We start from the raw sequence: 12,573 nt of genomic DNA on the forward strand, positions 1-12,573 counted from the left end.
CAGGAACACGAAGCCGGTGGCGATCCGCAGGACGGCCAGGGCACGGGCGGCGGTGGTGGTCAGCATCGGGCCCGGCGACGCGGCGTGTTCCAGCGCGGTGGTCGGGGTCTTGGCGGCGTGGGTGCTCATGGCTACCTCCGGGGACTTCTTCGTTGACATCCATACCCTCGCTGCTGGGGTGGGGTCGGCACCCGGGCCGGAACACCCCACTTCGACGGGACCAACGTCCCGTTCGTGCCACGGTCCTATGACCAACGGCCCTACCGGCCGGCCACCGGCTCGACGTTCCATGAGGGCATGGCCACGACCTCGGTGCGGTATCAGATCAAACGGTGGATGTACGACGGTGGGCGACCGAATTGGCTGGCCCGCGCGATGAACCACGTCTCGGCCCTGCAGTTCTCGACGGGCGTGCTGGCGCCGCGGACCTGGGTGACGCTCGAAGTGCCGGGGCGCCGCACGGGAAAGGTCGTCTCGGTTCCGATCGTGGTTGTCGAACTCGACGACGCGCGCTACCTGGTTTCGATGCTCGGCCGATCGGCCAACTGGGTGCGCAACGCGAGTGCCGCTGGGGGTTTCGTGGTGCTCCGTCGTCGCCGGCGCGAGCAGGTGCGGCTCGTGGAGGTCGACGTGGACCGTCGCGCGCCGATCCTGCGTCGCTATCTTCAGCTCGCCCCGGGAGCCAGGCCGCATTTCCCGATCGACCGCCACGCGCCCCTCGCAGAGTTCGAGGCTATCGCTGTCGACTTCCCGGTGTTCCGGATCGTCGACGCGGACCGGCCCTGAAGGGACTGAAGACCCATCGGCGACGGACGACCGGCACTTCTGCATCTTGCTGCGTCATCGCACGCTGGTGTCGGAGGTGACGAGATGTATCCATCGAGGAAAGGTTCTGGCCGCCGAGTCGAGATAGCTGCGGCCACCGCACTGACCGCGGCGATCGTCGCCGTCGGTGCGATCCTGCCGCTATACGGCGTCGCTGTCGCGGTGCTCCTGGACCGCCGGCGTCATCCGCACCGCGTATAGAACACGCGGGCGACCAATCAGGTTTCCGTGGGCAGGTCCAGGGCGGCTCCGCCGCTTCCCACGAGCTGCGCAGCAGCCGGGCGATGCTCACCTGTCCACGCGCTGCGCCAGTCACGCCGCGCCGTTCTCGAAATCGGCCCTCGGCGGCCATCGGACCGGTCAGCGTCCGAACGCCCATGCCACCATCAGCGGAAACTCTTGTTTCCAGAACGCGTCGCCGTGCGAGCCGACCCGTTCAGCCAGGACAACATCACCACCGGCATCACGCAGCGCGTTCGCCCACCGGGTCGCGTTGTTGCGGAAGAACGGTTCGTTGGTGCCGGCGACGAGGTAGGTGCGTGGGAGCCTGCCGGGTAGCACGGCGGGTGGCTGGTACCCCGCACCGGGCGAGGCGCAGAAGACCGCGCCGTAGACGTCGGGATGACGAAGCCCCATGGCCAGCGCGAGTTCTGCACCGGCGGAGACACCGAACGCCGCAGTTCGATCGGCCGGCAGTTTGGTGCGCAGGCGGGTCGCCGCCCATCGGCGTACGTCCTCGACGAAGAATTTCTCGTGTGCCGCGAACCGTTGCGGGTCGAAGGTGAACGCGTCCGTGTTACGGCCCGGTGAGTACTCGTGCAGCCGCAGCGTCTCATCCTCCGGCCGGTGCACGCCGACGATCATCGCGGGCGGTAGATCGGCGGCCTCCAGAGCTGATCCCCACGACGTGATCAACTCGCCGTCACCGGCAAAGACGATGGCCTCGGGCGCAGTCGCCGGGACGTAGGCGGTGACCTGACGTCCGCCGTCGTACTGCAACACCTCGGTAACGAGTTCGCCTGCTGTGGACGACATCAGCGTGGGCTCCTTGCTGACATGAGGTAGCCGCATGCATGTGCTCGCAGCCGTCGAACACTCTAGGCCGATCAGCAGGTAACCAGACCGCGTCCTGCGAACACCTCGTGCGCTCGAGCGATCTCGTCCGCTGCCGGGACCCGGGCGCCGGCCAGCGGGAACGTCAAACCCATCTGTTCGTACTTGTGCGCTCCGAGCTTGTGGAACGGAAGAATCTCCACCCGCTCCAGGGTGGACAGCGTTGCGAGGAAGTCGGCCAGCCCTTCCAGGTTCGCGGCGTTGTCGGTCAGACCCGGCACCAAGACGAACCGGATCCACATCGGCACGCCGTACGCGGCCAGTCTTCGCGCGAACCGCAGTGTGGGCATGACGTCTCCGGTCCCGGTGACCTTCCGGTAGGTAGCCGGGTCCCAGCTCTTCACATCGAGCAGGACCAGGTCGGTGACGTCCAGGAGCGAGTGGTCCGCGCGGTGGCCGAGGAAGCCACTGGTGTCCAGCGCCGTGTGCAGTTTCAGTGCGTGGCACCGGCGTAGCACCTCCCGGGTGAACCCGACCTGTTGAAGCGGCTCTCCGCCGCTGATGGTCACGCCGCCGCCGGCGACCTGGATGAACCGCCGATACCGCTCGATCTCCAGCATCAGGTCGTCGACCGACATCAGTGTGCCGCTGCGCCGGTACCAGGTGTCGGGGCTGTGGCAGTAGGCGCACCTCAGCGGGCAGCCGGCGAGAAAGGCAACAAACCGGCTACCGGGCCCGTCCACTCCCGTGGAGATGTCGAAGGAGTGGACGGAACCGGTGAACGGTGTCGGGCCGGATCGCACAGCGCCCTCCTCAGAGAGATCCGTGGAACGTCCGCGAGATCACGTCCCGCTGCTGTTCCCGGGTCAGGCGGACGAAGTTCACGGCGTAACCGGATACCCGGATGGTCAGCTGCGGGTAACGCTCGGGATGAGCCATCGCGTCCTCGAGCGTCGACCGGTCGAGCACGTTGACGTTCATGTGGAAGCCGCCGGCGTCGGTGTAGCCGTCGAGGACGCCCACCAGGTTGTCGACCTGGTCATGCGTCGTGTGTCCGAGGCCCGACGGTGTCACGGTGCAGGTCAGCGAGATGCCGTCGCGGGCGTCGGAATACGGCAGCTTGGCCACCGACAGTGCGGCGCTGACCAGGCCGCGACGGTCGCGGCCGTTCATCGGGTTGGCGCCCGGAGCGAACGGCTCGCCCGCGCGGCGGCCGTCGGGCGTGTTGCCGGTGTTCTTGCCGTACACGACGTTCGAGGTGATGGTCAGGACCGACAGCGAGGGCTCCGCGCCGCGGTAGGTCGGCTGCCGGCGGATCTTGGCCATGAAACGCTCGACGAGGTCGACGGCGATGTCGTCGGCCCGGACGTCGTTGTTGCCGAAATGCGGCGGGTCGCCGTCGACGACGTAGTCCACGGCGAGTCCCGTGCTGTCGCGCAGCACCTTCACGGTGCCGTATCTGATCGCTGCGAGGCTGTCGGCCGCCACGGACAGGCCGGCGATGCCGGTTGCCAGGAACCGGTGCACGGGATAGTCGTGTAGCGCCATCTCGATGCGTTCGTAGGCGTAGCGGTCGTGCATGTGATGGATGACGTTGAGCGCCTCGACGTACGTGCGGGCCAGCCAGTCCAATGTGGCGTCGAACGCGGCCATCACCTCGTCGTAGTCCAGGATGTCGCCGTGGACCGGTGCGGCCGGCGGGGCCACCTGTTCACCGGTCAACTCGTCACGGCCACCGTTGATCGCATAGAGGAGCGCCTTGGCCAGGTTGGCCCGCGCACCGAAGAACTGCATGTCCCGGCCGACCCGCATGGCCGAGACACAGCATGCGATAGCGGTGTCGTCGTCGTACGCCGGGCGGATGAGGTCGTCGTTCTCGTACTGGATCGCGCTCGTGTCGAGCGAAACCCGGGCGGCGAACCGCTTGAACGGCTCGGGTAGGTCCGCCGACCACAGGACGGTCAGGTTAGGTTCGGGGGCCGGACCGAGGTTGTAGAGGGTGCGCAGGTAGCGGTACGTGGTCCGGCTGACCATCGTGCGGCCGTCGGCTCCTTGCCCACCCAGCGCTTCGGTGACCCAGGTCGGGTCGCCGGAGAAGAGCTGATCGTACTCGGGCGTCCGTAGGAAGCGGATCATCCGAAGCTTGATCACGAAGTCGTCGACGAGCTCTTGCGCGTGTGTCTCGGTCAATCGGCCCTCGGCGATGTCCCGCTCGAGGTAGGCGTCGACGAACGTGGCTGTGCGTCCCAGCGACATCGCGGCGCCGTTCTGCTCCTTGGCCGCGGCGAGATAGCCGAAGTAGAGCCATTGGATGGCCTCGCGACCGGTTCGCGCCGGCCCGGAGATGTCGTGGCCGTAGCTGGCAGCCATCTTCTCGAGCTCGCCGAGTGCGCGGATCTGTTCGGCCAGTTCCTCGCGGTCGCGGATGACGTCGTCGCCCGCGCCGCGGCCGTCGAGGTCGCGCACGTGCAGTCGGCGTTCCTCGATGAGCCGGTCGACGCCGTAGAGGGCGACGCGCCGGTAGTCACCGATGATCCGGCCGCGGCCGTAGGCGTCCGGCAGGCCCGTGATGACGTGGGCGCGCCGGGCGGCGCGCACATCGCTGGGGTATGCGTCGAACACGGCGTCGTTGTGGGTCTTGCGGTAGGTCGTGAACACCTTCCGCACTGTCGGGTCGAGCTGGTAGCCGTACGCGTGGAGGCCGGCCTCGACCATGCGCAGACCGCCGTTGGGCATGATGGCGCGGCGCAGCGGCGCGTCGGTCTGCAGACCGACGATCAGTTCGCGGTCGCGGTCGACGTATCCCGGTGCGTGTGCGGTGATCGAGGCGGGTGTAGCGGCGTCGACGTCGTAGACGCCTCGGCGGCGTTCCTCGGCGAACAGGTCACGCACGGTTGCCCAGAGCGCGGTGGTGCGCTCCGTCGGCCCTTCGAGGAATGACTCGTCGCCGCTGTAGGGTCGGTGGTTGTGGCGGATGAAGTCCGCCACGTCGACTGTCTCGCGCCACGTCGTGCCGGTGAAGCCTCGCCAGGGGTCGAGGTGCGTCATGGTCGTCAGCTCTCCGCCACGGTGGCGCGGGGCTGCTCGGCGGGCGTCGGCTCGTCGGGTCGTAGCAGACCCACGAGGTTCCCCTCCGGGTCCCTGACGTGGGCGTAGGTGCCGACGCCCCGGTGGTAGGTGGGTGGCGTGACGCAGGTGCCGCCGAGTTCGGCGACCCGGTCGAGCGCCGCGACGATGCTGGCCACCCGCACGTAGATCGTCACGTGTGGCGGGGTGCGGACGACGGTCCCGTCGGGCGTGTCGCCGGGGTCCAGGTCGCGGCCCCACGAGGTTTCCGGACTGACCTTCCAGCCGAACAGGTCGGCGTAGAAATGCTCGAGGCGTTCTGTGTCGCGACCACCTATCTCGAAATGCACCACCGGATGCGTCACCGCGACCTCCTCTCTATGTCCATCCTGAGCGTGCGCTGCCGAGCGCCCTGCCGGACAGAGGCGATCGACCCCATCGCGGAGGGCCGTTCGCGAGGTCAGTGGGCGGAAGTGGTCGGGACCTTGCTCGCTGCCCGCCGGCACGCCCGGCGATGTGCCGCCGGCGCGGCTCCAGAGTTTCACTGACCGAGAGCGCGACTAGCGGGCGGAGTCACCGATACCGGCAGAGCGCCCCGATACCTCCGGCGATCGGGACCGTCTGGCGATTGGTCTGACATATTGCGGCATCAGTCAGCAGCGCCGCCCGCACGGCCACGTCAACCAACCCGCCTCGGCGAGGGCCGTCGCCGCCCGGGAGGGCAACCGGTCGTGCGGCACACAACAGTTCGGATCCGAACCACGCCGTGCCCGTGCTCGCCACCCGACGGTCGATGAACAGCGTCCGTACGCGACCGCCGGCCAGCGCGGTGAGGGTCCGGTCTGCGCCTTCGATGACTGTGCTGGTGGCGGCGTTCCGGAGCGCCGCGGTCATGGCCAGCCGTGTTTCTTCGGCGTAGGCGGCCCGGGCACGTGCGACGTCGATGGCGCGTCGGGCCGCGGAGCCATCCGGTCCGCGTCCTCCGCTGACCCTTCTGATCAGCAAGGGGCGCTGTGGCAGTCGGGCGAGCAACAGATGGATTGCCCGGATGTCGCCGGCGACCAGGAGCAGCCGTGCCCCGACCCGCGACAAGGCGTGGGCGGTCGCTGCCGCGACGGCGGCGGCGTTGTGGTGCCAGGCGTCCGTGGCCGGGCGTTGGAAGCTTGGTTGCGACCGGCCACCGGGCGCATTGCGCTCGATCTCGTCGTCCGGACCGGCGACGACGGTCGTGGAGCCGTGAACCGCACCGCCGGCGACCTCCGTGATGTCCGCCCCGGTGCGGTCAACCACGACCTCTACGTACGAAGGGCGGATGGCGATCCACGACAGCAAGGGCAGGATGTGCGCCGGCGCGCCCCAGCTCGCGCGGTCCGGGGATGCGACGCCGGGGAGCTCGAATGCGGTGAGGATGCGGTCGCCGGTGGCGAACGCCACCAACTGAGTCGGCCGGTCGAGCCGGTCCGCGACGGCGTGGCGGAGCGCCTCCACCGTCGTTGCCGGCGCTCCCGACCGGAGCAGCAGGTCGGTCATGGAGCGGAACCGGACCTCCACGTCCTGCGGCCCGCCGTGGACGTAGACCGAGGCAACTGGGTCGAGGGGACGGACGAGATCACGCAGCGTGCGCAGCTGTGGTACGACGGCGAACCGGTCGCCCGCGGTCGGTCACCGCGGGCGATCGGGGGGTGATCGTCAGGATGCGGAGAGGACGACTTTGAGCGCGCCGGTCTCGGCGGGCCGGGCGAAGACGTCGTACGCGCCCATGATCTCGTCGAGTGGGAACCGGTGGGTGACGATCTGGCCGGTGTCGAGCTGGCCCGATGCCACCATCTTGAGCAGCGTGGCGGTCGAGTAGGTGTCGACCAGCCCGGTCGTGATGGTCACGTTCCGGATCCACAGATCTTCAAGGTGCAGCGTTGCGGGCTTGCCGTGGACCCCGACATTCGCGACCCGGCCACCGGGCCGCACGAGCGTCGTGCACAGTTCGAAGGTGGCGGGGACGCCAACGGCTTCGATCACGACGTCGGCGCCGAGCCCGTCGGTGATGGCGCGCACGGCGTCCAGCGGGCTCTCATCCGGCCGGACCAGCACATCCGCGCCGAGCTGCTTGGCCGCCTGCAAGCGGCTCTCCGCCTTGTCCACCGCGATGATGTGGGCCGGCGAGAACAGCTTGGCCGTCAGGATCGCGGCGAGCCCGATCGGGCCCGTGCCGACCACGACCACGGTGTCGCCGGGCCGGACCGTGCCGTTGAGTACGCCAACTTCGTAGGAGGTGGGCAGGATGTCGGCCAGCAGTACGGCCGCCTCGTCTGAGACGGTCTGCGGGAGTCGATAGGTCGACAGGTCGGCGAACGGGATCCGCGCGTACTGGGCCTGGACACCGTCGATGAGGTGGCCGAGGATCCAACCGCCGCCGCCGATGCACTGGCCATAGCGCTGTTCCCGGCAGTACCGGCAACGCCCGCAGGCGGAGATGCACGATGCCAGCACGCGGTCGCCGGGCTTGACAGTGGTGACGGCGGAGCCGATCGCCTCGATGGTGCCGACGGCCTCGTGTCCGAGAATCCGTCCTTTCTGGACTGCCGGCACGTCACCGCCCAGGATGTGCAGATCCGTGCCGCAGATGGTGACCGTGTCGACGCGGATGATCGCGTCGGTCGGGTCGACCACCGTGGGGTCGGGCACGTCAGACCAGGCGCGCTGACCCGGGCCGCCGAACACGAGCGCTTTCATGGAGAACCTCCTCGGGTACGTGTCTTCTCCTCCATCGCACTCCGATTCGCGGCGCCGGAGCAGGGCCGAAGGTCCTGCGGGCCCGGTGCGGGCGACCCCGTCCGTCAGCGCCTCGCCCGATCTCGATCGCGGTGTTGACCACGGCGATCCCCGGGGCGGTCACGCTCAGGTGCGAACCGCCGGTTCGGCCGACGGCGCAGCCGGCACCGGGACCGGAATCACGACGACCGGGCAGGGCGCCATGCGGATGACCTCCGCGCTGACAGACCCGAGCACCGTGTGCCGCAACCGGTTGTGGCCATGGCTACCCAGCACTAGCAGGTCGGCGGAACGTGCCGCGTCCGCCAGCACCTGGGCCGGCCGTCCCTCGACGACCTCGGCGGCCACGGGGTGCCCGGAGCCGTGCCGGGCGGTCAGGGTTGCGAGCTCGCGCTCCAGGATCTGCTCGGCGTATCGACGTGTCTCGTCGGGCCGTATCGTGTGCGGGTCCAGCTCGACGCCGTCCCACCGCCAGGCGATCACCGCCTGCACCGCGCCGCCGCGCCTCGTGGCCTCGGTCGCGGCCCAGTCCAATGCGCGCCGGCCGCCTTCGGAGCCGTCGACGCCGACCACGATCAAATAGTTGTCCGTCATCTCGTCCTCCCCGGATCGGGCTTCTCTCTTGCAGTGTTCGCTGGCACCCGCCGCTCGCACAGTCGCGAAGGACCCTCGAACACGGGCCGATGGTCCCGCTAGACCTCCGTCGAGGGGACCTCTGCTGACGTTCGGCGGGCCGGTCGGCCCTGCCTGGCCGAGCCGGCATGGCGTTGTCTTCAAGAAGAAGACGACGACCGCTTCGAGGAGGACCCGGTGACCGACACCGTCAAGCCGCTGGCTACCAGCGCAACCGCGACCGGCGGCGTCGATGCCCTCATGGCCGACGGTGGGATCGTGCGTATCCGGGTGGTGCGTCCCGACGACCGGCCCGCGCTGCAGGCGATGTACGAGCGCGGTGACGCCGATGGCCTACGGATGCGGTTCTTCGCGCTGGCGACCGAGGCGACGATCGCGGCCGAGTTGGACCGGCTTTGCCGGCAACCCGACGACAGCGGCGGCGCGGTGCTGGCCGAACTCGCCGGCACCGTGGTCGGCGTGGCCTCGTTCGCCCTGTTGAACGGTCCGGGCCGGCACGCGGAGTTTGCGGTTTTCGTCGACGACGCACACCGCGGCCGCGGCATCGGCACCTTGCTGCTGGAGCACCTGACGGTCTTCGCGCGCTCGGCCGGCATCGACGAGCTGACCGGCATGGTCCTGGCGGACAACGGATCCATGATGCGGGTCGCTCGAGGTCTCAGCGGCCGGGTCGTCGCCCACGTCACCGAGGACGCCCTGGATGTCGGCTTGCCCACCGCCGATGACGTGGCGGCCATCGACGCCATGGACGAGCGGGAGAGGCACGCCGAGCAGGCCTCGCTGCGACCCCTGCTGCGCCCGCGGTCGGTCGCCGTCGTCGGTGCCGGACGTGCTGCCGGCGGGGTCGGTCACGAGGCATTGCGCGGGCTGCAGGAGTACGGGTACACCGGCACGCTGTACGCGGTGAACCCACAAGCGGTCGAGGTGGCCGGCATACCGGCGTACCCGTCACTGGGTGCCGTGCCTGGACCGGTTGACCTCGTGGTGGTGGCCGTACCCGCGCCCGGTGTCGCCGGCGTCATCGCCGACGCCGCCGCGATCGGCGCCCGAGCCGCGGTCATCCTGAGCGCCGGATTCAGCGAGACGGGGAGCGGCGGCAGGGTGCAGCAGGCCGCCCTGGTCGACGTCGGCCGCAAACACGGCATCCGCATCGTCGGTCCCAACTGCATCGGCATTCTCAACACCGACCCCGCGGTCCGGCTCAACGCCAGCTTCACCCCAGGCTTGCCGCTGGCCGGCGGCCTCGCGGTCGCCTCACAGTCCGGTGCCGTCGGCATCGCCCTGCTCGACCACGCCGCCCGTGCGGCCTGCGGCATCTCGACGTTCGTGTCGCTCGGCAACAAGGCCGACGTGAGCGGCAACGACCTCATCGCTTATTGGTTCGACGACCCACGAACCACCGCCGTGGCGCTGTATCTCGAGTCGTTCGGCAATCCACGCAAGTTCGCTCGCATCGCCCGGGCGCTGGCCCGGCGCAAGCCGGTGCTGGCGGTCAAGAGCGGGAGGTCCGCAGCCGGCCGCCGCGCGGGTGCCTCGCACACAGCCGCTGCCGCGGCGCCGGACGCCACGGTGGACGCGCTGTTCGCCCAGGCCGGCGTCATCCGCGTCGACGACCTCGGCGAGCTGCTCGACGCTGCTCGGGTGCTCACGGACCAGCCGCTGCCGGGCGGTCGTCGACTGGCGGTTCTCGGCAATGCCGGCGGTTTCAACGTCATGGCCGCGGATGCTGCCGCGGGTGGCTTTCTCGCGGTTTCGGCGCCGAGCGCCGACCTGCGCGACCGGATGCGTGACCTGATCCCAGACGCCGCCGCCGTCGACAACCCGTTGGACCTCGGAGCGGCGGCCACGCCTGCGGGGTTCGCCGCGGCGGCCCGTGCGCTCGCGGCCAGCGGCGAGGTGGACGCGTTGCTGTTCGTGGTCGCGGCCACCCGGTCCAACGACGTGCCGGCGATCCTCGCCGCGATCGCGCCGATCGTGGACGCCCAACCTGGGCTGGCCGCGGCGGCGGTGGTCGTCGGCGTCCCGGATCCGCCACCCGTTCTCGGCAGCCGCCGGATGCCGGTCTACGACCTGCCCGAACAGGCCGTCCGGGCGCTCGACCACGCCGCTCGGTATGCCGCCTGGCGGCGCGAGCCGCTGGGTCGCCGGCCGGAGCTGACCGGTATCGACACCGAGCGCGCCCGCGCGGCCGTCGGTCGAGGCCTGGCCGCCCATGACGGCTGGCAGCCGTATGCGATCACCGCGGAGATCCTGCGGGCGTACGGCGTACCGCTGCTGGGCTCGACCGTCGTCACGGATGAGGATTCGGCCGCCGTCGCGGCGCGGCTGGCCGGCTATCCCGTGGCGGTCAAGTCCGCAGACCCGGCGTTGGTGCACAAGACCGAGGTCGGCGGCGTGCACCTGAGCCTGGCCGACGACGCAGCCGTGCGCGCCGCCTACCGCGCGGTGACAGCGGCTGGCGATCCCGCGCGCGGAGCGCTCGTTCAACCGATGGTCGCCCGTGGCGTCGAACTCGTCGCCGGCATCGTCCACGATCCCCTGTTCGGGTCGCTGGTCATGGCCGGGCTCGGCGGAGTCCAGACCGACCTGTTCGACGACCGGGTGTTGCGGTTGGTGCCGATGACCGACCTGGACGCGGGCCGGATGTGGCGGGCGCTGCATGCGGCACCCTTGCTGACCGGCTTCCGTGGGAGCCGGCCGGCGAACACCGACGCCGTCGAGGACCTTCTGCTGCGCCTGGGCCGCCTCGCCGAAGATTTGCCCGAGGTTGCCGAGCTCGACCTCAACCCGGTCGTCGCGGGCCCAGACGGGGTGGTCGCGGTCGACGCCAAACTCCGATTGCTCGCCGTGGGCGTTGAGCCGGATCCGGTCCTGCGTGGACTCCGTCACCCCTGATCAGCCTCCGTGGAGGGAGCCATCATGAACAGGCCCGTTGTCGTCGGCGTCGACGGCTCGGCCGCGAGCATCGCCGCCGCGGACTACGCCGCCCTGCTCGCGACCCGCCGCGCCGCACCGCTGCTGCTACTGCACGGCTACGTGCATCCCCTGGGGTACGGGGCGGCCGGCGTCAGCCCATATACCCCGGCCTTGCCGGATCCGCGTGCCGACGCCGCCACCATGCTCGCGCGGGTCGCCGCGGCCGTGAGGCGCGCGCACCCGTACCTCGACGTCCTGACAGATCAACTCGCCGCCGGTGGCGGTCCCGCGCTGATCGAGCGGTCACCGACCGCGGAGGCCGTGGTGGTCGGGCACCGAGGGCTCGGCGGGTGTGCCGAGTTGGTGGTCGGCTCGGTCGGCGCCATGGTCGCGGCCCGGGCCAGCGGCCCGGTCGTGATCGTCCGACCCATTGCCAGCGGCCGTGCGGACGCGCCCGTGGTGGTCGGCGTCGACGGCTCCGCCGGATGTGTTCCGGCGATCGAGTTCGCGTTCGAGGAGGCCGCCCAGCGCGCACTGCCGCTGTTGGCCGTCTACGTCGTCGACGAGCGGGTGCAACCCGCCTGGATGGCCGAATCCATCCTGGATACCGGCGTCGCGCCGTGGACGGTGAAGTACCCGCAGGTCGACGTTCGCCGGCAGGTGCGTCCCGCGAGCGACGCCCAGCAGGCGATCGTCGACATGTCCGACCACGCCAGCCTGATCGTCGTGGGATCACGCGGACGCGGTGGCTTCGCCGGACTGCTCCTGGGTTCGGTCAGCCAGGCACTGGTTCACCACGCGCGATGCCCGATCGCAGTAGTCCACCCACGGGCGCGGGAAGCCGCCCACGGTTTGACCGAGAAGGAGGTCGACATGAAACAGATTTACGCCGCGACGGACCGAAAGGTCGCACCGGTGCTGTCCCGACCGGTGCGGCACCTCATGAGCGCGCCGGCTTCGTGCGTCGGCGAAGGAGTGAGCCTGGGCGAGGCGTTGGCTGACATGGTCCGTCAGCGCCTGCGGCACCTTGTCGTCGTCGACGGCCAGGGAATCTGCCGGGGTGTCGTATCCGACCGGATGATCGTGGCAGCCTGGGCCAACAGCCCACAGTCGCTGGACCGTGAGACGGTGGGCTCCGTGCTCGAACCCGGGTCGGCCATAGTGGACGAGGCCGCTCCGGTCGTCAGCGTGGCTCGGCTCATGCGCTCCGCGCATGTCGATGCCGTCGTTGTCGCCGGCGCGGACCTGCGTCCCATCGGCATCGTCACCGGCAGCGACCTGATCGCATTCCTCGCCGGCTGACCACGCCCT

General features: G+C 70.0%; 10 protein-coding genes. 3 read left to right on the forward strand and 7 right to left on the reverse strand.

The features are described 5' to 3' along the window. Positions 1-234: 234 nt before the first annotated feature. Entirely contained in the window at positions 235-786 is a 552-nt protein-coding gene (locus AB0J74_RS36495; RefSeq protein WP_363457070.1) for a nitroreductase/quinone reductase family protein, read from the forward strand. A gap of 399 nt (positions 787-1,185) precedes the next feature. On the opposite strand, the gene AB0J74_RS36500 is transcribed toward AB0J74_RS36495, so the two are convergent. The 7 genes from AB0J74_RS36500 to AB0J74_RS36530 all read right to left on the reverse strand — a co-directional run bounded on the left by AB0J74_RS36500 (position 1,186) and on the right by AB0J74_RS36530 (position 8,307). After that, a complete protein-coding gene (locus AB0J74_RS36500) occupies positions 1,186-1,827 on the reverse strand; it encodes an alpha/beta hydrolase-fold protein (RefSeq protein ID WP_363457180.1) in 642 nt (213 codons plus the stop codon). A gap of 104 nt (positions 1,828-1,931) precedes the next feature. Beyond that, the gene (gene pflA, locus AB0J74_RS36505; RefSeq protein WP_363457073.1) at positions 1,932-2,681 is read right to left on the reverse strand and encodes a pyruvate formate-lyase-activating protein; all 750 of its coding nucleotides are present in this window, start codon (positions 2,679-2,681) and stop codon (positions 1,932-1,934) included. Between the two features lie 10 nt (positions 2,682-2,691). After that, entirely contained in the window at positions 2,692-4,926 is a 2,235-nt protein-coding gene (gene pflB / locus AB0J74_RS36510; RefSeq protein ID WP_363457076.1) for a formate C-acetyltransferase, read from the reverse strand. 5 nt (positions 4,927-4,931) lie between these two features. Beyond that, positions 4,932-5,309 (reverse strand): VOC family protein, encoded by a 378-nt coding sequence (locus AB0J74_RS36515; protein WP_363457079.1) that lies wholly within the window; start codon positions 5,307-5,309, stop codon positions 4,932-4,934. Positions 5,310-5,517: 208 nt separating this feature from the next. Beyond that, positions 5,518-6,474: a Vms1/Ankzf1 family peptidyl-tRNA hydrolase gene (locus tag AB0J74_RS36520; RefSeq protein WP_363457082.1), complete on the reverse strand. Its 957-nt coding sequence runs from the start codon at positions 6,472-6,474 to the stop codon at positions 5,518-5,520. Positions 6,475-6,633: 159 nt separating this feature from the next. Further along, the gene (locus AB0J74_RS36525) at positions 6,634-7,674 is read right to left on the reverse strand and encodes a zinc-dependent alcohol dehydrogenase family protein (protein WP_363457085.1); all 1,041 of its coding nucleotides are present in this window, start codon (positions 7,672-7,674) and stop codon (positions 6,634-6,636) included. Between the two features lie 165 nt (positions 7,675-7,839). Further along, positions 7,840-8,307, reverse strand: a complete 468-nt coding sequence (locus AB0J74_RS36530; protein ID WP_363457088.1) for a universal stress protein — start codon at positions 8,305-8,307, stop codon at positions 7,840-7,842. 216 nt (positions 8,308-8,523) lie between these two features. Here AB0J74_RS36530 and AB0J74_RS36535 point away from each other — a divergent pair, with 216 nt between their 5' ends. After that, the gene (locus tag AB0J74_RS36535; protein ID WP_363457091.1) at positions 8,524-11,241 is read left to right on the forward strand and encodes a GNAT family N-acetyltransferase; all 2,718 of its coding nucleotides are present in this window, start codon (positions 8,524-8,526) and stop codon (positions 11,239-11,241) included. Positions 11,242-11,265: 24 nt separating this feature from the next. Then, positions 11,266-12,564 carry a universal stress protein gene (locus AB0J74_RS36540; RefSeq protein ID WP_363457094.1) on the forward strand — a complete coding sequence of 433 codons (1,299 nt, stop codon included), beginning with the start codon at positions 11,266-11,268 and terminating at the stop codon, positions 12,562-12,564. The last annotated feature ends 9 nt before the right edge of the window (positions 12,565-12,573 follow it).

Source organism: Asanoa sp. NPDC049573 (assembly GCF_040676615.1).
GTDB lineage: Bacteria > Actinomycetota > Actinomycetes > Mycobacteriales > Micromonosporaceae > Asanoa.